We start from the raw sequence: 25,967 nt of genomic DNA on the forward strand, positions 1-25,967 counted from the left end.
GCCCGCCGCCTCGTCCAGGGCCCGGGCCTGGAGCCGCGGTGCCCGGTCGGCCGCGGCGGCCTGGGCCTGGGCGGCCTGACGTGAACGGGCACGGCGTTCGCGTTTGGGCATCGTCGGCCACTGGGCGACCGGGATGGCCGAGCCCAGCAACTCCAGCAGCACCGGAAGGAGCTCGGCATCGGTGCGGGGCCGGGGTCCGAGCCGTCGCCGACGGACCTCGCCGAGCAGAGCCTCGGCCGTGGTGTCGGAGAACGCGGGGACCTCGCCCTCGGGCGGCATCCCGGTCCAGCGCAGGACGTGCCACCTGGCGTGATCGTCCGGATCCTGGAAGAAGACGGTGCGGCGATCGCGCCGGTCGGAGCGCATGACCCACTTGCCCTTGTGCCGTCCGCCCCGTGCGGACGGCTGGCGGAAGCGGTGCTCGTCCAGCACGCGGTCATGATACCAGAGCCCGCCGATCTTCACCCCCCGGCCGGGATGGATCTGCACATGGTGGGCCTTGAGCAGCCGGTAGTACAGCTCCGGCTTGGGGATCTGCAGGGCGAAGCCGCTCTGCTGCATCGCCGCGGCGAACAGGGAGTTGGGGCTGTGGTCCTCGCCCGGGCCCCAGGCCGGCGCATACTCGCCCAGGATCCGATTCTGCCAGATGCGGACCACCCAGGCGGCGATCAGGTTCTCCATCTGGGCCATCGACAGCACCGCGTCGCCCTCCGGGTCGGCGCCGCGGTCGGCGACATCGGCTCCGGTGAAGCCCAGCAGGTGTTCCAGCAGCAGCGAGTTGATAGCCGCGAAACACCGCTCGACGGCGAACTTGTCGGTCGGCCGTAAGGCACGGGCGGGCAGGATGTTGCAGCCCAGCGCCTGCTCGGCCTCCACGACATGGTGGTTCTTGTAGGGGCCGCCGTGGTCGGTGGTGACCGTCTCCGGCGCGAAGAACGGCAGGGCCGCGACCTTGTGGCCGGCGAACTGGGCGACCACCTTCGCCGGCACGCCGGGGTAGGGCCATTCCATCTCCTCGCCCCAGCCCTCGCGCATCGGCAGCGGCATCATCACGTCCCGCAGCAGCATCGCGACGTCCACCGACGTGTCCGACACCAGCGTCAGCCGGAACGCGACGATCGAGTGCGTGTAGAGGTCCAGCGCGAGCGTGAGCATCACCGAGACCGGATCCCCGAACACCGACTCACGGACCTTCACCGGCAGCGGCGTCGAATCCAGCGCGACGACCTGGCCCGGCCGGTGCACCACCACCCTCCGGCCGGCGTCCTTGGCCTCCTCCGCCGAACGCACATAACGCTGCCGAGCCCCGCCCGGGCCGAACCACTCCCGCCACACCACGGTCAGCGTCGTGCGGCCGGGAATCTCCTCCGGCGGGAAGCCGGGGAACATCTCCCGCATGTACTGGTGCAACAGGCGGTGCTTGGCCCGCATGCTGATCCGCGAGCGCCGCAGGCACTCCCGCCGGACGGCGAAGACCGCCTCCCGGATCTCCTCGGTGACGCTCGGATGACCCCCGCCGCGGCGCGTCCAGCGGCCGTCCGCGCAGGCCACCACCAGATCCTCGACGCTCGCGGCCGCCAGCCGCTCCAGCGTCCGCGTACTCATATGCTGCAGGCCCAGTCTCGCCGCCTCGTCCCGGTCCAGAGCCTTCAGCTCGGCGGCCTTCGCCCGCCGCCGCTCGGTAACCGTCGTGGAGGCCGGGTCGTAGGCCGGCCTCGGCTCCCCGGGCAGGGCTCGCGACGGATGCCCCATCCGGTAGCCGGTCTCCGCCTCCCTGACATGTTCCGCCCGCAGCCGGGCCCGCTCCAGGTGATCGCCGGACAGATCCGCTCTGCCCGTGGGCTGCCGGGAGGCCCCCGGCGCCGTCCTTGCGGTCGTCCTGAGCGGGCGGGCGTCCGGGTGGTGCATCAGCCAGCGGATCGAGCGGCGCACGCACTCGCCGTCCGCATCCCGCAGCACGACCTGGCCGGCCTGCGCCACGACCTCCTCAACCGTCCAGCAGACACCGTTGAGACCGATCCCGCAGCCCGGGGCCAGCTCGAGCAGCCCTCCTCTCACCACGGGCGCCCACCGCCGCCAGGCCAGACCACGGATGTGTCCTGCAAGGGCTCGCCCAAGTCGATGCCGAGCCTGCGGTGCCAGAGCAGGTGCAGGGCATGAGCACGGGCCACGACCGGCAAAGCCGTCGACTCCACCAGATCTTTGAAGCTCACGGCCCGGTCCTCCGCCGACCGCAACAGCTGGCCTTGCAGGGCGAGGGGATCGTCCAGGTCGCGGCGCTGGGCCGAGAGGGCGTCCAGCACGCCCATCACGTGGGGCTGCCAGCCGGCCACCACGGTGTAGCGCCAGCGGCAAGCTGCCGCCATCTCCTGTGTGGCCGCGAACTTCAACGCGTCGCTCTCCTCGATGAGGCGGCGCGGCCGGACATCGAACAACCACCGCTGGCCGCCCGGCGCGATCGCAAGGAAGTCCGGCGTGTGCTCAGCCCGGCCGTCCGCGTGCTCGAAGTCCAAGCGGAACGGCTGCGGCAACACCTCCCGCACCCGCAGAAAATCCAGCGCGAGCAGCAGCCGCTGCTCCTCCGGCGACTCGAACCCGTGATGCCGCCCTGTTGAGACCATGAACTGCTTCCCCGGCCGGTGCCGCTGCCGCGCCCGCCACGAAAAGGCGCGTACGGGCTCCGAGGCCAGCACCGGCACAGCCGTCAGATCCCGGACCGGCCAGACCACCTCATCCCCCGCGAACCGCCACGTCGTCACCCACCGCCGAGGCCACGATTCCCCCAGCGCCAGCCGATCCTGTACGGCCCCGTCCGCGCTGTACGGGGCCACGAGATCATCCAGCCCGCATCCATCCGAACGAAGACCAGCTCCCGCCTGCGCACCCATACCCAAAGTGGATCACCGCGCCGTCCCGACACGGCGCCGATTACCGCAGATGACCAGAACAGACGCCGGGTGATCATGTACGCAGCGTTACATGCCAACTATCGGTGGCCATTCTCCAACTATCGCCGACCGTCACAGTCGGCCTACCAGCCACCCACCACTAAATAGAACATGCATACGACACAAGGGTAAGATTGAGCTGCAATGGCTGATACCTATGACTTCCCCGCTTCGCTCCGCCAGGCGCAGCTCGAACTGCACCAGGTGACCGCCGACCTCGCCGCGCTCGGGCGCACGCTGCCCTGGTCGGCCGTCCCGCTGCCCGGGTGGAGCAGGCCCGACGGGCACTGGTACCCCAGCAGCCGGCCCGACAGCCCCGGCTGGACCGAGGAACAGCAGCAACAGGTCGCCGCGCTGCGGGCCCGCGCGCTGGAACTGTCGATCACCGTCGCCACCCACCCCTTCTGGGACACAGTGGAGAAGGGGAAGATGGTCGAGGCACGGATGGCCCTCAAGCGCGTGCACGAGCACGCGGGCGGCGACGAGGCCGCGGCCGACGGCACGGCGTAGGCCCAGGCCATGGACGGGCAGTTCCAGACCCTCGCCCTTAGGAAGCAGCGGGGCTTGGGACCGCAGGCTTGAGCAGGTTCCGGTCCATCCCCGCGCGTGCGGGGAGCAGCCATTCCTCGACCGTCTCGTAGAAGCGTTCGGGGGTCCATCCCCGCACGTACGGGGAGCAGTTTCCATGTCCCTTCTGCAATCTTTTTCAGTGAGGTCCATCCCCGCACATGCGGGAAGCAGTCCCACGTCGCCATGTCGCCGGACGAAGCGCAGGGTCCACCCCCGCACGCACGGAGAGCAGTTCACGGCTTGGGTGAGGGCGTCGACGGCACGGGGTCCATCCCCGCATGTACGGGGAGCAGGGGACGTCCGGGTACTGGGGCATCTCGTCGACGGGTCCATCCCCGCAGGCACGGGGAACACGACTCCTGGTACGCCATGTTCACGTGGTACGTGGGACCACCCCCGCAGGCCCGAGGAGCACCGACCGGCGCGGAAAAGGTCACCGAAGGCTGAGAGGCCACCCCCAAGCACAGGCAGCACAAGCACCACTAACCGCCGACCAGCTCAGTGCAGCAACCACACCCACACACGCAGGAAGCAGAACGCCTGCCCCGCACGGCAACCATCACCCCCTGGGTCCATCCCCGCACGCGGGAAGCAGCCGCGCTTGGGCAAGGTGGCCAGCACGTCGCCGGGTCCATCCCCGCGTGCGCGGGGAAGACTACTCCGATCGGCACATCGATCAAGCTTGCGCCGGGACCATCCCCCGCGCGTGCGGGGAGCAGTCAGGGAGATCGGCGATGAAGGCCGTGAATTCGGGTCCATCCCCGCGAGGCAGGGAGCAGAACCGCATGGCGCCGCAGGCGGATGATGAGGGGGCATCCCCCGCGAGCACAGTGAGCACCAGGAGGACGAGCAGGGAAACCCGATCGAGCCGGGACCATCCCAGCAGGCGCAGGGAGTCGCTTGAGTTCTTCCTGGTCATCGCGCAGGGACCATCCCCGCACGCGCGGGAAGCAGGACGTGCAGGACGACGCTGCCACCGGTAGACCGCGAGGCCCACCCCCACACTCACGCGAAACAGCCGGCCTTCTCGCTCAAGTAGTCGAGCAGCTCGGATCCATCCCCGCCGGCGCGGGGAACACTTCGGGCACCACGTCGTGGACACCCCGTTTAGGGAACCATCCCCCGCGGGCGCGGGGAATACACAATCTCGTGCTCATCATTATTGAAACGCAAGGGACCATCCCCGCGAACGCGGGGAACACAGGAGGGCGGCGACCTTCGGGCCGACGCGCTCGGGACCATCCCCGCGGGCGCGGGAAGCAGGTAGAGGGGTGGCAGAGTGACGGTTCTTCCCTGGGCCCATCCCCGCACGCGCCGGGAGCAGGACGTGATCTCCTGCGGCTTCTACGCGGGCAAGGGCCCATCATCCCCGCGCGTACGGGGAGCAGTCGATCACAGGGGCGGCCGGCGCGTCGCCCTCGGGGCCATCCCCGCAGGCGCAGGGAGCACCCCGACACCACGCCGCTCTGTGCGGTCTGGGTCCACCCCCGCGCGTTACGGGAAGCAGAACGTATTCGAGCCGCTCACCGACCCGTCCCTGGGCCCATCCCCGCGTACGTTGGAGAGCAGAGCTCTTCCAAACCCGGGCGAACGATGCGTCGGGGTCCATCCATACATCCCCGCACGCGCGGGGGAATCCATCCATCCATCCCCGCACGCGCGGGGAACAGGAGCAGCCGCCCTTGCAGCCGCAGACGGAGGCGGGTCCATCCCCGCGTGCGCGGGGAGCGGCTCGCCCGGTAGCCGAGACCGAAAACCACCAGGGGTCCATCCCCGCGCGGGCGGGGAGCAGAGGAAACGACCTGCATGTTTCCCCAACCACATCCCGGAAACCAACCAACTCCAAAGAAACCGATATCACCCCACTAAACACCCCAAAAACCGCAAGAAACCCGGAACGCCCTTTTCTTGTCACCCCCCCCACCGAACACGAAACACACCACATCAACCAAGCCACGCCAGAGCCATCTCGCACGCGCGAGAAGCAACGCATGGCGTCGAAGCCATTGGCTAAGCCGAGCATCTACTGCTTCAGCATCTTGGCCCCGTTGACGTGCTCCTCGGCGACGCCCGCGCCCCAAGGCAGGGGTCAGGCCCGCCACGACGATGTTGCGGTCGCATTCCAGTCTTGCGGCGAGGGTACGGCGACTGGGCAGGTATCTCACTGCTTCCAGGTGCGGATTCTCTTTGACGCTTCATCGAGCAACACCTCGATCAGCCCGGTCGGGGGCTTGTAGCCACCGGAGCGAGCTTTAAGGAATGCCACCACTCGGACCTTACGTACCTTGGCGCTAGACTCCCGGAACTCCGGGTTATCTACCAGCTCTCCCGCAAGATCACTAACCTTCAATTCAAGCTCGGCAAATATCTTGGCTGAAGCCGCATCCACAGTGTCACCAGCGCGCTCGACGACGGCCCAGTAGTTGGCCACGTGCGACCCTACAAGGCGTCGGACAATCCGCTGACGCTGAGCCTGACTCGGAGCCTCCCGGAATTCAGGAGACTCTTGCAACTGCGCTGCGAGCCGGACGATTTCCTCCTCACTCAGCCGAAGCGGTCCGTCGACAACAGGTCGACTTCCCCCGGAATCGACGCCCTCCTCAAGACCCGACAGTACTCCGTCAATCCCTTCAGTGATTTCCGTATACCAGGCCGCCTGAGCTGCACTCCAATAGTGAAGAACTCCGTCTGCGGCAAAGGCCAAACGCACATCGTGGTAGCGGCCCTCATACTCGGCAGCCTGATGGAGCAGCACGGCCACTCGAGTTCGACCACGAGAGTCCAGGCGCTGCTTCTCGTCCTCATCCAGTTCCACAACAGAGAGTTCGAAGGTCTCTCCGGAGCTGTATAGCAGACGAGCTCCGGCCGTCGCCGCAAGGTCGACGAAGGCCTCCGGTGTCATGTGCTCCACCGTCATGTGCACAGCCGGCAGGAAGTCATCATGGTTCTCCGGGACTGCTGGAACCACAGCCAGTCCTCGCACGGAGGCCCAGGTGGGGATGAGGTGAGCGATCGCGTCAAGGTCGCTCACACTGGGTGCTTTCGATTCGGGGGTTGCGGTCATAGTCGGCTCCTTATCAGCTCCGTGTTCGTGCTGCGCACGATAGAGGTGCGGTGTGACAGGCATGGCTGGAGAGGATGGCCACGGCGGGACCAGCAGATACCGCTGCACTCCTCGTCGAGTGTCGAGCCCGCCGGGGCCGGCTCCCTGGATACGGTCTGTACATACGAGCCTGGAACGACGCAGTCGCGCCTTTCAAGTGATCGTCGCGCTGGACCAATCGCCGACCCGGCACGCGTGCAAGCGACAGCATGGCAGGGCACGCGCACGGCAAGGAGGAATCACGTAGATGGTTCCCCTGCCAGCAGCGGAAAGCGCCACCCTGCAGACCGCTCACAGCGGACTTCGCCGACGCCGGTACAGACCACGCCTGCTCACAGGCCCGCAGCTGCTGGCCCACGGAGCCGTCGCGCCGCCCGGCAGCGCTACCGGGCGCGGCAACGATGTCCGTGCTAACGCCCAGAACTACCCCGGCCCCGAGTCCAACCGTCACCCCGCACGCGCGGGGAGCAGTCCCCAACCCTGAGCTCGCCTTCGACGCCCTGGGGTCCATCCCCATACACGCGGGAAGGAGTTCTGGAAGGCAGGCGCCAGCCTCGGCAAGGAGCAGTACAAGTAGATCCTGTCCGCCAGCCATCCGCCCGGGCCCACCCGCACACAGGGGACAGCAGGTCCCGCCCTGCGCCTTCTTCGCCATCAGGCTCCATCCCCCGCACGCGCAGAGAACACAAGAACCGTCAGTCTCCCACCTCCTTTACCTCAGCCCCCCACACGCGCGGGAAGCAACCGCGCTTGGGCAAGTTGGCCAACACGTCGCCGGGTCTATCCCCGCGCGAGCGGGGAGCACCTGGTCGCGCGCGGATCCCCCCAGCAGCCCCCATGTGGACGATTGCCCGATGCCACCGGGGCCGATACGGAGGACATCGGCCACGCTGACCGCCATATGGACCGCCTCCAGCAGCGGGATAAGCAACATCACTCCACGCGCCACCAGCACGGCCGGGTCCCGGGGGAGAGACACCGCTACGAGTATCACCAGCCCCAGAAAGAGCCCTGACACCGCAACGGCAGCGACCATGCCACTGGCGAGAATCATGACTGCCGCCCGAAGCTGATCGCCGCGCACCGCTGAGGCCACCCCGTAAAGGAACGCTGCGGCCACCAGAGCAACCAGTCACGTGAGCAGCATGACGATGCCGGCGTAGGGCCGGTCGCTGGGGTGGGGGCGGCCCGTTTCGATCCGAGTAGGAAATGATGACGGCGACATCGAATCCAGCCAGGACTCCCATGACGCTGGCGTGCGATCCGGAGGCAACAGGAAGGTCGAGGCAAGACGGGACCGGACAGGGCACTGGGCTTCCTCCCTCAGGCCGGGAGCCTGCAGGGGTGACCATCCTGCCTCACACTGCACGAGTCCTGGGCGGATGCCGGGCCCGTCCTCGCCCGGACGGCGGCGCATGCCCGCCGCCGGAGAATCGACCGCACCTGAGTGAGCGCGGCCGTCTGCGATCATACGGCGGATCTCGCAGCTTCCCACCCGACGACGGTCGCGGCCCGAGAACATCGCCTCCTTGGGCAAACACTCCCGGCCAGGCCACCGAACCAGCCCGCCCGCGCCGTCCCTCACCGCAACGCCGGCGACCAACTCGCGGCACACAACAAACGACACCGCTCACCGCTGGACAGCTACCGCCGCCACCGGCCACTGCACGGCGCGGCCACCTCCACCTTGACGAACCTCGGCACCTGAATCAGTGGGACGGCTCCGCCTTCCCCCACGCCGGAACCAACCCCGATCTCCTAAAGCCTGTCTCGTAACTCGTGGGCGGGGGCTGCGTTGAGCTGGTCGTGCAGGTCGTCACCGCTCAACGCCATGAGCTCATAGAGGTGTTCACCGGGCTCCGCCCACGTCAGTTCCAGCGTCTGGTGCGGGCTGTCCACCGCAACGGAGGCCGGGCTCTGGACCCGGACCGGCCGGGCCGCCCGTGGGCACTGCCCCTGGAGGACCGGGTTCTGCTCGTGGCGATGTACTGCCGCACGAACCTCACCGTGCGCCAGCTCGCCCCGCTCTTCGGGATCTCCCCGGCAGCCGTCGGCCGGATCATCAGCCGGCACGGGCCGCTGCTGGCCCTGGCCCCGGGCAAGCGCTAGCCCGGACGACACCAGGTCCTCATCGTGGACGGCACGCTGGTGCCCACGAGAGACCGGACGGTGTCAGCCTCGTCGAAGAACTACCGCTACTCGGCGAACCTCCAGGTCCTGATCAAAGCGGACACCCGGGTGGTACTGGCCGTCGGCCGACCGCTGCCCGGCAACCGCAACGGCTGCACCGCCTTCGCCGAGTCCGGCATCAAGGACGCATGCGGTACCGCGACCGTCCTCGCCGACGGCGGCTACCAGGGCACCGGCCTCCCGATGCCCCACCGCCGTCAGGCCGGGCAGGACCGGCTGCCCGACTGGAAGGAACAGCACAACACCTCCCACCAGCGGGTACGCGCCCGCGTCGAGCACGCCTTCGCTCGCATGAAGAACTGGAAGATCCTGCGCGACTGCCGCCTGAAAGGCGACGGCGTCTGGTGGGCCACCAGTGGCGTCGCCCACATGCACAACCTCGCCCTCAGCCACTGATCACAGCGTCACGAGACAAGCTTTAACCTCCCGCCGGGTGAATCCTGGCCGCGACTCCATACACCACACCTGTTGCACCCGCTATGGTCGTTCCGACCGCTTCTGAGCTGCATGAACTCGAACCGCACGCTCGCCGCGCCCTGGAGAATGCGCCATGTCCTCCTCGGTCAGGACCGCCTGCTTCCCGTCCTGCTCAATCCCCCGGGCCACGTGCTCGTAGGGCACGTCTTCTCCGCACACACTGCACTCGTTATCTGGGGTTACTTGAAGGCGTCAGGCATGCTGGCCACATTGGCCCCAGCGCACGTGCCTCGCGGATATCCAGGGGTTGTTCTGGCACATTCGGCAAATGAGCCGGGGCCACTGATAGAAGTTGACCAGACGCTCAGCGCGTCACCTCGTCCAGCGTCAGTTCTCCTGCGGTGCTCCAGCGCCTTCTGGTCATCTCCCGGCCGTTGTCGTCGAACACGACCAGTTCGGCCAGCTGACCGTTGGCGTGCCAGTACCGCCACTCACCCACCGGGCCGCCCAGCCTCGTGACCCCATCGGCCCGCTTGGTTCCATCTGGCCACCACTCCTGCTGCCGTCCGTGTTCGACGCCCTCGAAGTAGGTAGAGAGCAGCTCGATCTGCCCGGTGTCCGTGCGTTCCTCGACTTCGCCGGTCAAGAGCCCACCCTCGTAGCAGGTGCGCCCGTACTCGTCCAGGAAGGTCCGGTCACCGGTGACGCGCAGCGTCCGCGCCGTCGTGGCGGCCGCAGCCGGTTCCTCAGACGGCTCGGTATCAGGGGGCCCAGCGGGCCCGGAGCCCCGCGCGCTCGCGCGGCGGCCTTCCTGCCGGTCCTTGAACTTGCGCTGGATCTCTGCATGCCAGCGCGCGGCGTTGCTTCCGTCCAGTTGTCCGGCGAACGCCGCGCGAGCGGCGTCGACGAGGTCGAGACTGACCTCCGGATAGTGTGCTGCGATCTCCCACAAAGCGTCGTCCGTGTCCATGTCGAGCCCGGTGCAGCTCCGGATTCCCTGCCCGGTCAGCACCTCTCCCAGTACAGCGACGAAGGTCTTCTTCAACTGATCGTCGGTCGGCCGACCACCGAGCATCGCTTTCATCCCCACGTAGCGAACGGTCCATCCCGGCTTCAAGTCTCCCCGGCCGTCTGGCTCGGAGCCGACGTAACGTTTCCCCGGCTGCGTGCCTAACGTGCCTTAACGATGCCCAAGGCGCTGAACTGCGTCAATGGCCGACTATCCCAGATATCTACGGCGCCGGCGGTGTACCCGCCCGCCGTCCGCATCGTATACCTCGTGCAGTTCCAGGCCGTGCTCGCTGATCGAGGGCACCAGCTGCACCGGTACGGACACCAGCCCGAACCCGATCGCACCCGACCACAACGCACGCCTCTCGGCATGCCACCAGCCTGCGCAAGAACCCGCCAGCCCGCAGCCCGGCAAACTCCCCTCCACGGCACGAGCGGGCCCGCATCCGGGGCTCCCCCGCGGGGGTGCCGAGGTCAGCGGCCGGCGCGGTGTCCGTAGACCGTAAGGGTCAGGTCCTTCGCCGCGGCCTGGGCGTGCTCGGCGTCCAGACCGTGGTCGATGGCTTCCACGGCCCCGGCCGCCGCAACCCGTACTCGCAGAGGCAGGCTGTCATAGGCACAGACCCGGTAGGCCAGAGTGCGGCGGGCGTCCCGCTCTTCCTCGCTCACCCCGTCAGGGACCAGAGGGAAGACGGCCGCGTGGTACGTCGCGATGCTCATCAAGGCCGCGTCGGCAATGCCCTCCGCGTACCCGCCGGCCACAGCGGCTTCGAGCCGGAAGAAGGAAACCACCCGGCGGCGAGCCAGAAACGACCCGATCCCCGCACCCAGGCCGGCCGCACCCGCAGCAACCACCGCCCCCAGGCGCCCGCCTGCGACAAGACCGAAGCAGGCTCCACCCACCACCGCGCCCATCACCAGCACAAAGGCGACCAGCAGATGTATCCGGGTGGCGAGGGAAGACTCCACGCCCAGCAGTATGCACACGGCCACCACGCCCCCGGCCAACACAATGGCGCTACCAGCTTGCGCTCGCGAGCGTGAACACACCACGAGGGCGTGACAGTGCCCAGGGCGGCGTCGTTGAACCAGACAGCGGCGACCGCCTCCACACGAACCGGGTGCACACGCACAGAACCCGGCCACCGCACCACCAGGCCCCGGCCGGCCCCACGCCTCCCGACCGGCCAGCCACGAACGGATCGAGGCGACCTGGCGCGAGCGGGCGCTGAACGCCGAGGCCGAGCTCACCCGCACCCAGAAAGAGGTCTTCACTCAGCGGCAGCGGATCGGAGAGCTCATGGGGCAGATCCGCGACTTCGACCAGATGGTCCCCGGCGAGTCGGTCCAGGCCCTGACCACCGAGAACACCACCCTCAAACGCCGCGTCCAACAGCTCGCCCAGGAACACCGCACTCTCCAGGAACGACTCGAAGGCGCCCGCTCGAACCTCCGCTTTGCCGACAAACGCATCGCCGACCTCGAAGCCCAACTACTGGAATAGCCCGTCTCGGACATAGACAGGAAGAGGCCATGCCTGACCTCGAGATCACAGACTTCCGTCCAGACGACACCACGGTCCCCGAAGACGGCACCACCAGGCTGAGCTGGCGAATCGGCCCGGAAGACACCCAGGTCAGCTACACCCTCACCTACTCCGGCCCGGGCACCGAACCCGTCGTTATTGCTCCGAAGTACCGCAGGGATATTGACCGGTCCACCCGTGCAGAAGATGCCAACAGCGTACGGCTTGGGATCAGACAGGAGGCTTCGGAGGAAACATCTCCCTGACGCCACTCTGGATGACAGCCCGCTCGTCGGCCGCTCGCGCCCCAGCCTGAGGATGCCAGAGAACCGGAATCAAACACCGCCAGACGGGACGAAACACTCAGTGAGAAGCCGTACGACTGCTGACCTGGCAGTTATCGCTGCCGGAGGGTCTTGATCAGCCGCTGTCGGAGACGGCGAAGCGGGCAGGGATCAAGAAGACCGGGTTCATCCGTGCCAAGCGCCAGCTCGCGGCGGAGGGCTATTTTCACGAGTGGCGGCGCCAGGGCGAGGGCGGCCGGTGGTCGACCACGCAGCTGATCTCCAACATGCCGCTCTCCGCGCAGGCCGCGATCGCTGTGCGGGACGGCTGCCCGGCGGACCACATCCCGACCGTCGGTCAGCCGGAGCATCGGCCTGTCGGCCGTTCCCAAAAGAACACTGAGCAGAACATCAATAGCCCTCCCTCCCCTCCCCCTGCGCCGGCTGACCCGGGGGATGCTCACACCCAGATCGAGAGGCAGGAAGAGCTCCCTGCTGCCCAGACCCCGGAGCCCATGCCGGATGTTCCTGCCGTTCCTGGATCGCTGGCCGAGCGGGGTGCGTTAGCCCTCGCCGTTGTCTCACACAGCGAACGACGACTCCGGCTCTCCGGGCGTGAGCTGGCAGGCCTGGCACCGCTGGTGGCGAGTGGTTTCACCGCGGCGCCGCAATGGGAGACCTCCGTCAAGACCTGACGGAGAGGCTTCCCATGACGGTTCATTCTCCGGCCGGGCTGATCCGTCACCGGCTTCTCCGCGAATGCCTCCGGTGCCGACCTTTGCGGAGCAACGTGCCGCCGAGCTGCGCGCGAACGGCAGGCGATCGCGGCTCTCCGGCACACGGGAATGCCAGGGCGAACATGTACAGGTGCGGTTGTTCCGCCCCGTGGCCGACGAGGTCTTGTGCCCGCAGTGCCGCAATGAGGTAGCCGGGGATAGTCAGAACACGAAGTCCAGGTCGGCGGCCCGGCGGGGCGCGAGCACGGTAAGGAGAGCCGTGAACGGCGTTACGGAAGTGATCGCATGACCGTGCATCGGCGGGCACCCTGATTACATGTGAGTGGTGCTTCTCAGACTCACCGTGAGCGTCCCGAGTTCGATCTGCCGTGGCCAGCCCGGGTAGCCGAAGGTGATGGCGCTCCTTGAATCTCCCCAGCCGCTGCTCGCCTCTTCCTCAGACCTGCTCACCGCGGTTCCCCACCCCGAGGCGCGCGACCTGCCGACGGACGCCACGGCGGAGGGGCCGCCCGATAGCCCGCCGACACCAGGGCCGGGGCGGCCGGTCAAGGGTGAGCAGCTCATCGCGGAGCGACGCCGAAGGCGCCCTTGACGGGGCGACACGGCCCGCACACTCCACGACTGGGCGGCCCCGAACGGCTCGTTCAGATCCGAACCAAGTGGGGAACGCGAGCGCCCCTGGGGATTTCTGGCGATCCTCATCACCCGGAGCATCGGGGGCATCGGTGGCCGCCGGGCCGAGGGTGCCACTTGAACGCGACACGGCAGGACACGCACACGTCATGCAGCTTGTAGGGCTTCTCGGCATAGCAACACACGAGGTGAACGTACCCGGCATGGTGGGGTCCTGGGCGCGTCGGATGTGGTGCACCGGATTGGCGGTGAGGCGGAAAGCCCAGATGCCGCCTTCGGTGAGGGTGTCCAGGAACTGTCCGTAGGCGAAGGTCTTCCAGCCCTCGCCTACGACCTCGCTCGGGCGTTCACCGGCTTGGTCCGTCAGGACCTCGGCGCGGTGACCGCCGGCCTGTCCCTGTCCTGGAGCTGCGGGGTCGAGGGGCGTGTGAATCGGATAAGGACGTTCAAGCGGGCTATGTATGGCCGAGTTTTGTTCGGACTCCTGGGAACCCGCGTCCTTACCCAGCCATGAGCTGCGCTACGGAAGCCTCCTCGCCAGTCACCACCGGCGCACCCACCAGACGAGCCGCCCACATCACCGTACGCCACCAGGCCGGCTGGCTCCTCAAACAACAAGAACGCTGCGGCTTCGCCGTGCTGCGCACCCCGCTCTCCCTCCATTGCCGCAGCAGAGAACGTCACGTTCTTCGCCGACAAGAACGCAGCCGTGCGGGAACAACGCCGCCCGGGTGCCGAGGGCGGGAGGCCGGGCCCGCTCAATAGCGCGGGAGCAGCAGCCGAGTCGTCGACGGCAACCTCAACCGAGCCGTAGGAAACCGACGCGCGGGACTATCTGCTCGTCGTCCACAACCGCGCCCCGGTCCGATTCGGCAAGCCGACAGGAATTCCGTCCCGCAACCCCCGGCAGGAGATCCAGCTCACCCAGGCCACGTTCGACGGCCTGCTGCGGATCACAGACATCACTTCATTCCGCCGCACACTCACCCAAGGCCTGGGCAAAGCAAAAGCCTACGGATGCGGACTCATGACCCCCGCTCCCCCACGGTGAGACAACCCATGACCACCGTCAGCAAACGCAGCCTCTCCTCACCCCGCAAACACACCCGTGCCGGTGACCGCCTCTCATCCCTCTACCCGGAACACCACACCATTCACCGCGCATACGGGTATGGTCCCAAACGCTGCCTGGCAACCTCGTCGCGCACGCGGGAGTGGTCCCTGCTCACCGGTCTTGCTCACGAACCAGTCGGCGTGGTCCCGCGCATGCGGGGGTGGTCCCAGCTCGTCCTCGGTGGCCTGGGCGAGGTCGCCGTGGTCCCCGCGCGTGCGGGGGTGGTCCCCGGTTGGGTACCGCAGTGACCCTTGCGAACCAGTGGTCCCCATGCATGCGAAGGGGGTGACCCCCAGCCCTCGTCGCAGCCCTTCGGGCAGGGGCTGTGGTCCCCGCGCATGCGAGGGTGGTCCCCTTCGGCCTCCAGCACCCAGTTCAGCTGCGGGTCGCCCAGCCGTCGACGGCCGGGACCGCGGTGATGCAGAACGGCCCGACGTCGCGAGTGGGCCAGGCGTCCACGACCTCGACAGCCAGCTGGTGCTGGGCCGGTTCGCTCTCGGCCAGCAGTGTCGTCATGTTGTCCATATCGCCGCCGTGGCCGGGCGCCGATCGCAGCACCGGCGCCCCCGGCGTCAGCACGTCCGCGAGCGCGGACGCGTCGGTGAGCGCGGACGCGTCGGTGAGCAGCTCGCAGCCGTTGTCGTCCTCCTGGGCGTAAGGACTCGTCCCCGTGTGCGCGGGAAGCAGGAGTCCGTGCTGCAAGATGAACCCCATTCCCAGGGCCATCCCCGTGCAAGCCCATCCCCACACGCGCCGGGGAGCAGGTCCTACATCCCTGCGATCGCTTTCAGGTGTGCCAGCGCTCCAGGAGCAAGTTGAGGGAGCAGCGGGATCGTGCGAGCCCATGCGTCGGTTCCCAGCAGTCTCCGCACGAGACGCCGGGCCGTCGCCTCAGCAGGAGGGCTGCCGTCGCCTGATGTCCGAGCAAGCGCCAGACAGGTCCGGGCCACCCTGTCGTCGGCCCAGCTGTCTGTGGCCAGGGCTATCGGAGCACCTGCAAGGTGTGCGGCGGCCGCGCAGAGCACCGCCGCTCGCCCGTCTGGTGTCCGTGCCGCCTCGACATGCCGCCAAAGAGCATCAGTGTCGCCCTCCGCAGCAAAGAGAAGGGCGATCTCTGCACAAGGCACTTCGCCTGGTTGAAGCGAGCGCTGCCATCTGTCCGTGAGACTTGCGACGACGTGTGTGTTCTCCTCCGGGAGACAGTCAAGCCGCTCCAGCAGGGTGAGGACGGCCATCGACGGTGCATGCCACGGCTGAGAGGCGTCAGCCATGCGAAACGACGCAAGGCGGAGCGCTTTGTGCAGTCCCGGGCCGGGGTGCCGGATGTCCGGGTAGGCGAGCAGGAGGGCTGCCAGTTCGGGGATGACCCGGAATGGGCTTCCCGTGTCGATCCGCCGCATCAGGGCCTCTGCGAGGGGTTCGGCGATACGTGCCGCCTCCTCGGGGCAGTGACGTGCAAGCCCGGCCGCGACGGCTGTCAGCACCTGACGCCTCTCCGCAGCAGTACGCCCCATTGCCGTGGCCAAAGCCGCCGGCCCGTCCCCGGCACAGGCAAGGGCTTGGGCTACAACATTCGCCAGGCCGGGATCAGCGCAGTCGGGCATTTGGCGTGCTGCTTCGCGGGCATAGTGGCCTCCCACGTCCCCCTGCTCGCCCAGAGAGCACCCGAGGGAGAGGGCTGCCAGGTGGCGCACGCGGTCCGGCATGCAGGGCAGGCGTTCGGCGAGTGCTTCGGCCGCGCTGAACTCACCAGCCGTACCGAGGGCTTGCGACAAGCCCACCGTCCAGTCCTCCGGGGCGGACGACTGCGAGGATGAGGCGGGCGAGCATCGCAGGGCGGCCTCCAGTAGTTCCCTGCTCCACAGGCGATTGCCTGCGCCCAGTTGCTCGTCCGCCTCTTGGAGTAGACGGGCATGATCGGGTGGTGGGTCATCGCCGGCGGGAAGCAGGCCCGCAGACGTACGGTGCGCGTGCGCGCGCCGGGTTGCCGGTGTGCGCCGGACCTGTCCCGGCTTCTTTCCTTGCTTCGGCCGCGCCTCCCGGTATTGGGCTCTGCGGGCCGCGTTCTTCTCTTCCTTGGCGTCGGCCGAGGCTTTCCTGGCTTTCTCTGCCCTGCGCGCTTGACCGGCTTCGGCGAGTGTCTGTGCGCGTTCCGAGATGACATCACCGAGTACACCGACCCGCAGCCCCTCGGGTAGGGACTTCAGCAGGCGGACGATGTCGTCGAGGGCCTTCCTCGTGGCACCTGTGTCGGCCACCGCCTGAGTCAGACGTGCCAGCGTCCCGGCAAGTTCGCGACCGAGGTGGGCCTGATCACCATCGGACAGCGCATCCGGGTCGGCCAGAGCTTCGATGAGCCAGGCCAGTGCCTCCTGTGTCCGTTTGCGAGCTGCGGAAGGACGTGGCAACTGGACAAGTTCTGACGCGGCGGCTGACAGTACGTCGACCGCGCCCAGTCCGTCCGAGGGGGCGAGCTCATCGCAGATAGCGGTGATGGCATCACCGGCGTCACCGCTGAGGGAAGGCACCGCCCGCGCCAGTGTTCCCCAGAGGTCCACCGCCGCTGTACGGTCGCGGGTGCCGCCCTCGCCTAGGTCCTCTGCCCGTTTACGCAACGCCGCCACGACCTCCGCGTCCTCCGCTCCGGCCAGCATCCCAGCTGCCTCGGTGAGCGCTTCAGTCCTGGCCGCCCTGTCGCGGACCACGGCACGAAGCAACGTTCGGGCGGCGTCGAGGCTGTTCAGCGCCACCAGTGTGCGGGCGGCGCCGAGGAGCCGCGTGTACGTCGTGGGGTCCTGGTAGCCCTGGATGGCGGGGGCGAGCCACCCCACTGCCTCCTGCGCGTCAGCATCCACTCCGTCCTGTCCCGCGTATGCCATCTCGACCGCCACGTCCGCCAGGTGCGTAGCCCTCGAGACGGCAGTTGGTGCGGAACGAGCCAGGCCGCGAGCGCGCTCGGCCTCGCCCAATCGGACCAGTAGGGCAGGGGCGCCGGGGGCACCTCGCGCGTCTCCCCACGCAGCAGGGCTCTCGCAACAGTGAGCGGAGCGAGCACTGTCAGGCTGCCGGGGTTCGTGGCTGTGGCCTTGACCTCCTCCTCAAATGCGTCCAGCTGTGCGAGAGCCGCGTCCGAGCCGGCCGTCACTGCGAGCCGGCGCAGCCGGGACATGTCGAGAACGTACGCAGCGCGGTCCGCGGAGTCGGTCAGCAGCCGGAGCTGATGGGCCAAGGGGTACGGGGGCGTTCCCTCGGGCCAGCCTGCCGTGCGCCATCTCTGCGACCAGGCGAGCAGCGCACGGGTGTGCCGTGCGGTCTCCTCGTCTCCCAAGCCCTCCCGCACCGCTTGGGCGAGACCGGGATCGGCCAAGGCGTACGTCTGGAACACCGGATCCTCTAGTACAAGCGAGCGTCCCTCCGGTCCCTGCACCAGGCGGTCGAGCCGGTCGGCAGGGAGCCCGGCCAGCTCCGCCAGGTCCGCCGTGCGCAGGCCGCCGCCCGCCGCGGCGAGCAGTCCCACCACGGTGCCGCCCAGAGCATTGGCAGCCGGCGGTGTCTGCCGGACCTGCGGTACTCCTCCAATAGGTGCAAGAGCGCGCAGGTGCTCGCGCAGGCGCAGCGGATGCCCGGTAGGGAGATCATCGGGGAAGCGCACGCAGCGCCTGAAGGAGACGATGACCCGCATACCGGGAGGTGGAGACATAGGCAGGAGCGCGGCGATGCTCTGCCTGGCCGTGCCCCCCGTTGCTGGTGGCTCGCCGTCGGCAGCGATACCCGGCCAGGCCACATCGTCGTCGAGACCGTCAACCACCAGCAGGAGCTTCCGCCCGTGCCGCACGCTCTCCTCAGCAGCTTCGGCGAAGAGGCGCCTCCACTGCCGAACACCCCTGGGGGCAGGGCGCGGGGGTGAACCGAGGAACGTCTCGATCTGCTCTGTCATATGTTCTTCGAACTCGGCCCGAGTGTTGGTGCGGTGCGCCGCGGAGACGAAGAAGTTCAGGACGTCGGGGCCGCGCGGCGGCCGCATGACGTAGTCGGCAAGCAGAACGGTCTTGCCCACGGGAGCCTCGGCATGCCAGCACAGGTACGACGGCGCCGTGGAACTGGAGTCCCTGACGAACGCGTTCATGGCCGTACGCTCGCCTTCTCTTCCCCTGATATCCCCCATGGCGGCTTCGATAGCCAGCCTGTGCGGGCGGGCGAAGCGAATGCGCGAGTGTTCCCGCCGGACCGGGACGGCCGGCCGGTACTTGTTTCGGGTCCCTTCGCCCTGGGCCGCACGCAGGGCGGTCTCCCACTCGGCATCCGTGTAGAGCTGGCCACCGACGGCCTCCTGCAGCTGCCGTACGAGGGACCAGAACTCGCCCGTCTTCTCTGCTGACGGGGCCGTCTTCCCCTCACGCCAGCCTCTGTGGGTGGAGGGAGAGATCCCGAGCTCCAGGGTTTGTCTGTGTGACGGTCCCGCGGTCTCCCACAGTCGCGTCAGCATGGTGCCCAGCTTCTGGCGCGCGGTTCTCTCCGTACCGGTCACCGTTCCCCTCTCGGCTCGCAACGGCGGAAAATCGGGTCGGCGTCGTCCTGGAATCCGTGGGCTTAGCTGCGGAAACCGTGATGCGGGAAAGGACGCAACTTCCCGGTGTCTCACGGTCTCGCGATTCTGGAGTCATCACCTCGCCAGCCGAGACCGGCCCCCGACGGAAGGGTCCATCGTGCCCCAGATCCCCCAGTTGCTCTATTACATCACCGCTGTGAGCGGGAGTGCCGGCCTGCTGTACACGGGCGTCCTGTTCGTCGTGGCCCTCGTCTCCGTTCTTGCGCACACGCCGGACCGCCGCAAGGACGCGCGCACCACTCTCGCCATCCTCATGCGTCGTCGGTCGCGGTGATGAGTGCGGCTGGGTCCACACCTGGGGCGGAACCCCAGCGCTACGCCGGGTTCAACTCAACTCGACGGCCTCAAGCGCAACTGGGTTATTTTTCAAGGTTCCTTTGGCGTGAAGTCGCCTACGACGAAGGCGAGTTGCGATACAAAGGTACCCGTGTCGGCTTCTGTCATCGGCCGCATCGGCGCCCCCGTTCTGCAACTGCAGGGCTGGAGGCCTCGATACGGGGGGCGTTCATGGGCAGGACTGCACGCGAGTGGCTGGGGCGCCATGGGTGGGAGCTGGTTCTCATCGTGGCTGCCGCGGTGGTCGGCAAGATGGTGGATCACCTCTGGTAAACGGCCGTTCTTGGCGTGAACACGGCGCCAAGAACGGCCTGCCCCGGCGATGAGCGGTTCCCGTTCCGCGCCCACGGGACGGGAACCGCTCTACAGCCTCGCCGGTCTGCCGGTGCGGCCCTGCCGGGACTGCCGATCTTTCGGCAATTCCCCACTATAAGTCCCCGACGCGTTCGGCTTCAGGCCGACAGCCCAGTCGTCGTCTTGAGAAGGGAGAGCTGAACACAAACTGAGGAAGTGCCTTCCCGCAGCAGCGGGAGTGACCCGTCGACGGCCTCAAGTGCTCTGTACAGGATCCTTCCCCGCGTGTGCGGGGGTACCAGTCCCTTGTTCACGACCAAGAGAGCGGTAGCCAGGACTTGTCCGAATTCTCCCCGCCCGGACCCGCCGGGCGGCGTCTCAGCTGGGACCCACGTAGCGAGCCCTGCATACCCACCGTTGCCATCGACGGAGCGACAGCCCATCACTCCCTGCGCGCGCTCCTCGCCAGGGCCGATGAGCTGGCTGCACTCGACTGCGCGTCACCGGGTGAGAACATCGCCGTCATCGAGCATCTGCTGGCCATCTGCTTCGCCTCCGGCACCTGTCCCTCCTCCGATGAGGAGTGGCGGGACTGGATCGTCGGCAAGCAGGACCTTGGGCCGGCGGCCGCCTGGCTGGCCAGTCAACCGGCCGGTTCCTGGGATCTGTGCCACCCCACGGTGCCCTTGTTGCAGAACTCCTGTCTGGCGGCAGACCTTGCCGAGAGCGGCACGGGAACAGCCCAGCTGATCATCGAACACGCCGGTGACTACAACCAGCACTTCGACCACCACCACCTTGAGCTCGACAACCCACTTCCGGCGGCAGTCGCGTTCCGTGCCACGCTCACTCAACATGTCTATGGCCTCTACGGACGTGCCCGCATGTCCGGGGCCCGGCTCGGCGCCAAGGTGACCAATCTCGCCGCGGGCCGGCTCACGGGCAGAATCCGCGTCGTCGCCCTCGGGCGGACGCTCGGCGAGACACTGCGCCTGAACCTCTACCCGCCCGACGGGCCGGGGGGTGCGCTCAACACTTCCTGGACCAGCGGCATCGAGCGCCGCACGTTCACAGAGAAGGCGAAGCCCAGAGTGCCACGGAGTTCCGCGGACCTTCACAGCGCGCTCGGACGGTCGGTACTCCTACGCACCGGCCACGGACCGTACGGGCAGATCGTCGTGGACAAGGTCCTGATCGGTGCCGGCGAGGTCTTGGAGCTCGACCCGGACCGGCACTTTCAGGACGCGGTGTTCAGCACGACGACGAACGGCGTGAGAAAGCCGCTGTGGCCGTCCCCCAGCAGGGCGCTCTGGCAGGAGGCACACGCTCTCTACGGCGCCGTCCGGGACGATCGGACCGGTCTGTACGCGCGGCTCCGCTCCCTGCCCTACGAGCGGAAAGGCACGGGGGCTCCGTACCAGCTGTGGGCAGTGGGGCTGCTGGCCAACAAGACGTTGCCGGTCACGTGGACGCATGGCGCCTACCCCTACGCCCCGGGCATGGCCGCCCACCTCTACCGAGCTTCCCGCCGGGGCTCCGACATCACCGAATACATCGCCCGGGCCCTGAAGAATGCGGCCATCGTGGCCGCCGACACGGCCTTCCCTGCTGTGCGGGCCGCGGACGAGGCCGGTCAGGTCGCGCGGCTCGACGCCCGGTGGGCCTTCTGGCCCACGGCGGAGAACCCGTTCCACGAGCTGCTGGACGAGGTGGTCGACAGAGGGCCGGAGGACGACGACCCGGTATCGGAGCCTCTCGTCGGCTACGCGCTCGGTTTAAGAACGACAGCCCGCACCCAGATGCTGCAACGCCTCGACGTCCTGCCCCCGAACGACCGCAATCATCGTGCGAAAGCCCGGGCCGTGCGGCGGTTCGATGACGACACGTCTGGTGACTGGGCCCCGGCCGAGCTGAGAGGGGAGATCGCGCATGACTGAGCGCAACCTGGACGCCGGAGCGGAATGGGAGCGCCCTCGGCCCCCGCACGACAGTGCGGCGTTCACCGCCTGGCTCACCACTCTCGTCCGCAACCGCGAGTACGGGACCCTCGCCGAACTACGCCGGGCCAGGGGTGGCACCAACGCTCACATCCGCGCGGGCTGGTACGGCGGCGATGACCACCGTGACCTGTTCGAGCGAATGGCTTTCTTGTTCGCGATCTACCACCAAGGGCGTTCCAAGCCCTCATACGGCCACGGCAGCCTCGGCGCCGCGGCCCGCCGAATCGGGGACGGGACCGGATACGGGCCCGACAATCCCGGAGCCCAGCGTCTCCTGAACCGGATCGTCGCCAGTCGGCGCATCCCCTGGCGCCACCTCCAGCATGCGGTCACCCGACTGCGGTCCTGCGAACAGCCGCCACCGTCCTGGACCGGACTGGCCGATGACCTTGCCAACTGGAACGACCGCAAGGCGCGCGTCGCCTACTGGTGGTCGGTCGAATTCCACACCCCACCGGTGCGAGGCCGGGGAGCACAGAACGAACCAACGACGCGGAAGGACACCACCTCGTGACCGAGGCACTTCGGAGCCAGTTCCTCTCCCTGCACCTCATCGAAACCTTGGCGGCCGTCCTCCCGGTGCGCGATGAAAACGCGCAGCCCAAAACCCTTGTTTTCGGAGGGGTGGAACGCCACATGATCACCAGCCAGGCCCGTCGTCGGGCCGAGCGAGTCCACGCCCGCAACCGTGCCAACGCGGGCCGTGGCGCGCTCAAGGGACGGAGCATGGGCGTCCGCACACGGGAGTGGGCGATCCTGGCCGGCCGTGAGCTCGAAACCGCGCACGGCTGGGAGAAGGAGAAGGCCCTGGTCACAGCCCGTGCGGTGATGGAGGCAAGCGGACTCAAATTCGGCGATCCGAAAAAGAAGACGGTGGCCAACCTGACGAAGGTGCTCATTTTCGCGCCGTCCGACGCGGCAACGAGGATCGCGCGCCACATCGCGGGGCAGGCGACGGATGTCGAAGAGTGGTGCGACGGGTATCTCGAAGCCCAGGCCCGTGCGGAGGCGGCGAAGAAGGCCCGCCGTGGAGCCAAGAAGAAGTCCGCATCGCCCTCGGAGGCAGAAGAGACGGAGGAGACGTCCACGGTGGAAACGGCCGCGTCCGTCCCCTTGCCGCCTCTGCCCAAGACCACGCGCGACGCCGTTCTACTCGCCCTCGCCCCCCGCGACGCCGTGGACATCGCTCTCTACGGCCGTTTTCTGGCCGAGATCCCCGACTCCCCGAACGTCGACGGTGCCGTCCAGAGCGGCCATGCCTTCACGGTGCACGAAGCCGAGCAGATCGAGGACTTCTATGCGGCGGCGGACGACGCGAAGCTCGATCGCAAGCGCAACGCCCTCAGCTTCCTCGACACCGCGGATGACGCGGGCGCCGGCATGACCGGGTACCAGTCCCTGATCTCCGGCACCTTCTACCGCCACGCCGTCCTCGACCGCACGCAGCTGCGAACCAATCTGCGGGCGGCCGGCATGGACGAGCAGGAGGCCCGGACCGCCGCAGCCGAGGCCGAGGAAGAGTTCGTGAACTCCTTCGTGGAAGCGTTTCCGGAGGCGAAGAAGAACTCCACCGCATCTACCGGCTCGCTTCCCGCGTTCGTCCTCGCGTTCGAGGGGGAACGTCCCTACAACTACGCGTCAGCCTTTCAGCGGCCAGTGGACGAAGGCCCCGTCTCGGCCGGCGGGGAGGGACCGGCAGGCCCCGCGGCCGTTCGCAGGCTGCTGCGCCACCACACCTTCGTCAGCCGCCGCCGTGAAGATCTGCGCACCGCACGCGCGCTCACGTACGACCCCGAGATCGACATGCTCCTCGGGGAACTGGGACTGCCCGAGTCGCTGACCGTGGTGGAGCGAGCTGAGGACCTCACCCCGTGAACGACCCATACGTCCTGCTCGTCCGACTCGCCGGACCTCTGCAGTCCTGGGGGCTCACCGGCCGGTTCGCACGCCGTGACACACACACTCGTCCCACGAAGTCGGGCGTGATCGGCTTGTGTGCCGCGGCCCTCGGCCTCGCCCGGGAAGAGCCCCTCGGGGAACTGGCCGAGGTCCTCTTCGGAGTCCGGGCCGACCGGCCCGGCACGCCGCTTCGCGACTACCACACGGTCGGCGGAGGAACATATCCTCTGCGCCCCCGGGACCTCCTCACCGACCACCAGCGTGCGGCGAAGGCCACCACGACCTCAGCGCCGGACGGTTCCGAGCCCGGCCCGTTCGGCCAGAGGGAGCTGGAAGCCTGGTACGGCTCACCGAAGTACGTCACCGCAGACCCGGCCTCCGGAACCCTGGTTTCGGGCCAGGTCCGTCGCCACGCTCTGATCACCGAGCGCTGGTATCTCGCGGACGCCGCTTTTCTCGTCGGCCTGGAGCACCCGGATGCGGCACTTCTGGAGCGGATCGCTCATGCCTTGGAACACCCCAAGCGGCTGCTTTGGCTCGGCCGCAAGGCATGCCCACCCTCGGGCGACCTCGCCCTCGGAGTCGTTCCAGGCACCCTCAAGGAGGTGTTCGAGACGCACGCCCTGCTCCCCGAGGAACCTTGCTACGAAGGTGAGCCGTCGGCTCCGGTGACGGGCGTGCGCCCGTGGGCCTGGATCGAGAGCCCGGTCCCTCTTCCCGGCGTCGGCTCCCTGTCGGACCAGCCAATACGGTTCGACGCGGACGGAGGCGTCCACAGCCTCCGCTGGGAGACCCGTCACCGCATCACCATCGCTTCGCCCGCTCGCGGATGGGACATCATCCTGTGAACATGAAAGCCGCCACGTCACACGCGCCGTCCGGCCCGGGTGGTGCCGCCAGGTTCGTCGCCACACAGTCCCTGCTCACCCTGGACGCCCGGCACCCTTACGCCGCCAAGTCGCTCATCGACGCGCAGGACATGCACCGGACCGTCATGAGCGGCTTCCCCGGCTGGGTGGACGACGGCAGCCCTGACGCCCGCTCCCAGATGGGCATCCTGTCGACCTGGACCGTCGATCTCCGGCAGGCCCGGCTCAACCTGGTGGTCCAGTCGTCAGTACCTGCCGACTGGACTGGCGTGCCCCAGAAAGCCCTGGCCGAAGCACCGGAGACCCTCACCATCGACCGCACTTTCCGGACCGGTGACCGTGTCGACTTCCGTACCGTTGTCAATCCGGTCCGCAGCATTCCGCCCGCGCCGGGCTCACCACCGAAGACTCGCGGCACCCGCGTCGCTCACACCCGCCCCGAACACGTGAGGACCTGGTTCTCACACCGTTTGCAATCATCCGGCGAACCCGCTGTCGCCCCCAACGGTGTCACCCGTATCGGGGCCGACACAGACACCGAACGGCTCGCTCTGCGCATGCTTCCGCGGGTCTCCAGCCCGGCACCGCACAAGAGCCTGCGCATCGCACGCGCGGAGATCAAGGGCACCCTCACGGTGACCGACCCGAAGACGTTCGTCACCGCCCTCACCCAGGGCGTCGGCCACGCGCGTGCCTACAGTTGCGGGTTGATCCTCGTACGCTGAGCCGGAGAGACCCATTTCCCCGCGAAGCAGCCATCGCATCACCGGCCAACGGGGCACGGGGCGGGTTCATCCCCGCCCCGTGCCCATGGACTCCACTACGAGGAACCCCCAACACGTCGCACAACGTTCAACGCCGACGAGGAAGCGGACCGCGTAGGCCTGCAAACCGACAGCGGGCAGCTGCTCGCCGGGGGACGCAACTACGGTGATGAGCCGATCTGGTGACCGTCATCGTCCTCACCAACTGCCCCTCAGGACTACGCGGCTTCCTCACCTGCTGGCTCCTGGAAATCTCACCCGGCGTCTTTCTCGGCTCCCCATCCGCCCGCGTACGCGACATCCTCTGGGACGAGATCCGAACCTACTCCGCCCAAGGCCGGGCTCTACTCGCCTACAGCACCGACAACGAGCAGGGCTGCACTTTCCGCACCCACGACCACGCCTGGCAACCCACGGACCACGAAGGCCTCACACTGCTCCACAGGCCAGCCACTCCCCGTCCAGCCGGATCGCTGGCCGGCCCTGCACCGCAAAACCAAACGCCCCGGCAAGGGTGGAGCAAGGCCGCCAAACAACGAAGATTCAGCCAGTGAGGCCATTATGTCCCGTATTTACAGTACGACACATCCAGGTACAGTAGGTAAAACCCGCTACCAGCTCCCCTAAAACTGCAGGTCAGGGCCTGTAGTCCCCGCGCACGCGG

20 protein-coding genes and 1 pseudogene are annotated in these 25,967 nt (G+C 68.0%); 14 read left to right on the top strand and 7 right to left on the bottom strand.

What is annotated here, in order from left to right; all coding sequences use genetic code 11:
- Positions 1–309 precede the first annotated feature (309 nt).
- Positions 310–828 carry a hypothetical protein gene (locus tag ACOTKD_RS00140; RefSeq protein ID WP_424886722.1) on the top strand — a complete coding sequence of 173 codons (519 nt, stop codon included), beginning with the start codon at positions 310–312 and terminating at the stop codon, positions 826–828.
- 1,226 nt (positions 829–2,054) lie between these two features.
- Here ACOTKD_RS00140 and ACOTKD_RS00145 read toward each other — a convergent pair.
- On the bottom strand, positions 2,055–2,759 hold the full coding sequence (locus ACOTKD_RS00145) for a TnsA-like heteromeric transposase endonuclease subunit (protein ID WP_424886723.1): 705 nt from the start codon (positions 2,757–2,759) through the stop codon (positions 2,055–2,057).
- Between the two features lie 333 nt (positions 2,760–3,092).
- Here ACOTKD_RS00145 and ACOTKD_RS00150 point away from each other — a divergent pair, with 333 nt between their 5' ends.
- Complete coding sequence (locus ACOTKD_RS00150; RefSeq protein WP_424886724.1) at positions 3,093–3,458, top strand: hypothetical protein; 366 nt, start codon at positions 3,093–3,095, stop codon at positions 3,456–3,458.
- Between the two features lie 2,221 nt (positions 3,459–5,679).
- On the opposite strand, the gene ACOTKD_RS00155 is transcribed toward ACOTKD_RS00150, so the two are convergent.
- Entirely contained in the window at positions 5,680–6,582 is a 903-nt protein-coding gene (locus ACOTKD_RS00155) for a hypothetical protein (RefSeq protein ID WP_424886725.1), read from the bottom strand.
- 1,845 nt (positions 6,583–8,427) lie between these two features.
- On the opposite strand from ACOTKD_RS00155, the pseudogene ACOTKD_RS00160 reads away from it, so the two are divergent.
- A pseudogene (locus tag ACOTKD_RS00160) lies at positions 8,428–9,207 on the top strand (transposase).
- A gap of 385 nt (positions 9,208–9,592) precedes the next feature.
- Here the strand turns inward: ACOTKD_RS00160 and ACOTKD_RS00165 are convergent.
- Entirely contained in the window at positions 9,593–10,312 is a 720-nt protein-coding gene (locus ACOTKD_RS00165) for a toxin-antitoxin system YwqK family antitoxin (RefSeq protein WP_424886726.1), read from the bottom strand.
- A gap of 401 nt (positions 10,313–10,713) precedes the next feature.
- The gene (locus ACOTKD_RS00170) at positions 10,714–11,208 is read right to left on the bottom strand and encodes a hypothetical protein (protein WP_424886727.1); all 495 of its coding nucleotides are present in this window, start codon (positions 11,206–11,208) and stop codon (positions 10,714–10,716) included.
- 331 nt (positions 11,209–11,539) lie between these two features.
- Here ACOTKD_RS00170 and ACOTKD_RS00175 point away from each other — a divergent pair, with 331 nt between their 5' ends.
- Both ACOTKD_RS00175 and ACOTKD_RS00180 read left to right on the top strand, forming a co-directional pair.
- Positions 11,540–11,743: a hypothetical protein gene (locus ACOTKD_RS00175; RefSeq protein ID WP_424886728.1), complete on the top strand. Its 204-nt coding sequence runs from the start codon at positions 11,540–11,542 to the stop codon at positions 11,741–11,743.
- A gap of 29 nt (positions 11,744–11,772) precedes the next feature.
- A complete protein-coding gene (locus ACOTKD_RS00180) occupies positions 11,773–12,030 on the top strand; it encodes a hypothetical protein (RefSeq protein WP_424886729.1) in 258 nt (85 codons plus the stop codon).
- A 1,191-nt stretch (positions 12,031–13,221) separates the two neighbouring features.
- On the opposite strand, the gene ACOTKD_RS00185 is transcribed toward ACOTKD_RS00180, so the two are convergent.
- Positions 13,222–13,926, bottom strand: a complete 705-nt coding sequence (locus tag ACOTKD_RS00185; protein ID WP_424887341.1) for a type I-E CRISPR-associated protein Cas6/Cse3/CasE — start codon at positions 13,924–13,926, stop codon at positions 13,222–13,224.
- Positions 13,927–13,928: 2 nt separating this feature from the next.
- Here ACOTKD_RS00185 and ACOTKD_RS00190 point away from each other — a divergent pair, with 2 nt between their 5' ends.
- Positions 13,929–14,183 (top strand): type I-E CRISPR-associated protein Cas6/Cse3/CasE, encoded by a 255-nt coding sequence (locus ACOTKD_RS00190; RefSeq protein WP_424886730.1) that lies wholly within the window; start codon positions 13,929–13,931, stop codon positions 14,181–14,183.
- Between the two features lie 70 nt (positions 14,184–14,253).
- Positions 14,254–14,469 carry a type I-E CRISPR-associated protein Cas6/Cse3/CasE gene (locus ACOTKD_RS00195; protein ID WP_424887342.1) on the top strand — a complete coding sequence of 72 codons (216 nt, stop codon included), beginning with the start codon at positions 14,254–14,256 and terminating at the stop codon, positions 14,467–14,469.
- 438 nt (positions 14,470–14,907) lie between these two features.
- On the opposite strand, the gene ACOTKD_RS00200 is transcribed toward ACOTKD_RS00195, so the two are convergent.
- Together ACOTKD_RS00200 and ACOTKD_RS00205 are read right to left on the bottom strand one after the other, a co-directional pair.
- Positions 14,908–15,234: a hypothetical protein gene (locus ACOTKD_RS00200; RefSeq protein WP_424886731.1), complete on the bottom strand. Its 327-nt coding sequence runs from the start codon at positions 15,232–15,234 to the stop codon at positions 14,908–14,910.
- A gap of 65 nt (positions 15,235–15,299) precedes the next feature.
- Entirely contained in the window at positions 15,300–17,423 is a 2,124-nt protein-coding gene (locus ACOTKD_RS00205) for a hypothetical protein (protein ID WP_424886732.1), read from the bottom strand.
- 1,815 nt (positions 17,424–19,238) lie between these two features.
- Here ACOTKD_RS00205 and ACOTKD_RS00210 point away from each other — a divergent pair.
- The 7 genes from ACOTKD_RS00210 to cas2e all read left to right on the top strand — a co-directional run bounded on the left by ACOTKD_RS00210 (position 19,239) and on the right by cas2e (position 25,857).
- A complete protein-coding gene (locus tag ACOTKD_RS00210) occupies positions 19,239–19,415 on the top strand; it encodes a hypothetical protein (protein ID WP_424886733.1) in 177 nt (58 codons plus the stop codon).
- 694 nt (positions 19,416–20,109) lie between these two features.
- Positions 20,110–21,708 carry a type I-E CRISPR-associated protein Cse1/CasA gene (locus ACOTKD_RS00215; protein WP_424886734.1) on the top strand — a complete coding sequence of 533 codons (1,599 nt, stop codon included), beginning with the start codon at positions 20,110–20,112 and terminating at the stop codon, positions 21,706–21,708.
- On the top strand, positions 21,701–22,285 hold the full coding sequence (gene casB, locus ACOTKD_RS00220; protein WP_424886735.1) for a type I-E CRISPR-associated protein Cse2/CasB: 585 nt from the start codon (positions 21,701–21,703) through the stop codon (positions 22,283–22,285). The genes ACOTKD_RS00215 and casB overlap by 8 nt, the downstream gene beginning before the upstream one ends.
- Positions 22,282–23,646: a type I-E CRISPR-associated protein Cas7/Cse4/CasC gene (locus ACOTKD_RS00225; protein WP_424886736.1), complete on the top strand. Its 1,365-nt coding sequence runs from the start codon at positions 22,282–22,284 to the stop codon at positions 23,644–23,646. The genes casB and ACOTKD_RS00225 overlap by 4 nt, the downstream gene beginning before the upstream one ends.
- Entirely contained in the window at positions 23,643–24,518 is an 876-nt protein-coding gene (gene cas5e / locus ACOTKD_RS00230) for a type I-E CRISPR-associated protein Cas5/CasD (RefSeq protein ID WP_424886737.1), read from the top strand. The genes ACOTKD_RS00225 and cas5e overlap by 4 nt, the downstream gene beginning before the upstream one ends.
- A gap of 2 nt (positions 24,519–24,520) precedes the next feature.
- The gene (gene cas6e / locus ACOTKD_RS00235; RefSeq protein ID WP_424886738.1) at positions 24,521–25,264 is read left to right on the top strand and encodes a type I-E CRISPR-associated protein Cas6/Cse3/CasE; all 744 of its coding nucleotides are present in this window, start codon (positions 24,521–24,523) and stop codon (positions 25,262–25,264) included.
- Positions 25,265–25,485: 221 nt separating this feature from the next.
- On the top strand, positions 25,486–25,857 hold the full coding sequence (gene cas2e / locus ACOTKD_RS00240) for a type I-E CRISPR-associated endoribonuclease Cas2e (protein ID WP_424886739.1): 372 nt from the start codon (positions 25,486–25,488) through the stop codon (positions 25,855–25,857).
- Positions 25,858–25,967 lie beyond the last annotated feature (110 nt).

Origin of the sequence: Streptomyces sp. XH2 (assembly GCF_049725035.1) — a bacterium.
Classification (GTDB): Bacteria; Actinomycetota; Actinomycetes; order Streptomycetales; family Streptomycetaceae; genus Streptomyces; species Streptomyces roseoverticillatus.

Excerpts from the sequence above, each read along its gene's own strand:
- ACOTKD_RS00165 (WP_424886726.1), bottom strand. The coding sequence starts at position 10,312 with ATGAAAGCGATGCTCGGTGGTCGGCCGACCGACGATCAGTTGAAGAAG.
- ACOTKD_RS00175 (WP_424886728.1), top strand. The coding sequence starts at position 11,540 with ATGGGGCAGATCCGCGACTTCGACCAGATGGTCCCCGGCGAGTCGGTC.
- ACOTKD_RS00190 (WP_424886730.1), top strand. The coding sequence starts at position 13,929 with ATGAGCTGCGCTACGGAAGCCTCCTCGCCAGTCACCACCGGCGCACCC.
- casB (WP_424886735.1), top strand. The coding sequence starts at position 21,701 with ATGACTGAGCGCAACCTGGACGCCGGAGCGGAATGGGAGCGCCCTCGG.
- cas6e (WP_424886738.1), top strand. The coding sequence starts at position 24,521 with ATGAAAGCCGCCACGTCACACGCGCCGTCCGGCCCGGGTGGTGCCGCC.
- ACOTKD_RS00180 (WP_424886729.1), top strand. The coding sequence starts at position 11,773 with ATGCCTGACCTCGAGATCACAGACTTCCGTCCAGACGACACCACGGTC.
- ACOTKD_RS00155 (WP_424886725.1), bottom strand. The coding sequence starts at position 6,582 with ATGACCGCAACCCCCGAATCGAAAGCACCCAGTGTGAGCGACCTTGAC.
- ACOTKD_RS00150 (WP_424886724.1), top strand. The coding sequence starts at position 3,093 with ATGGCTGATACCTATGACTTCCCCGCTTCGCTCCGCCAGGCGCAGCTC.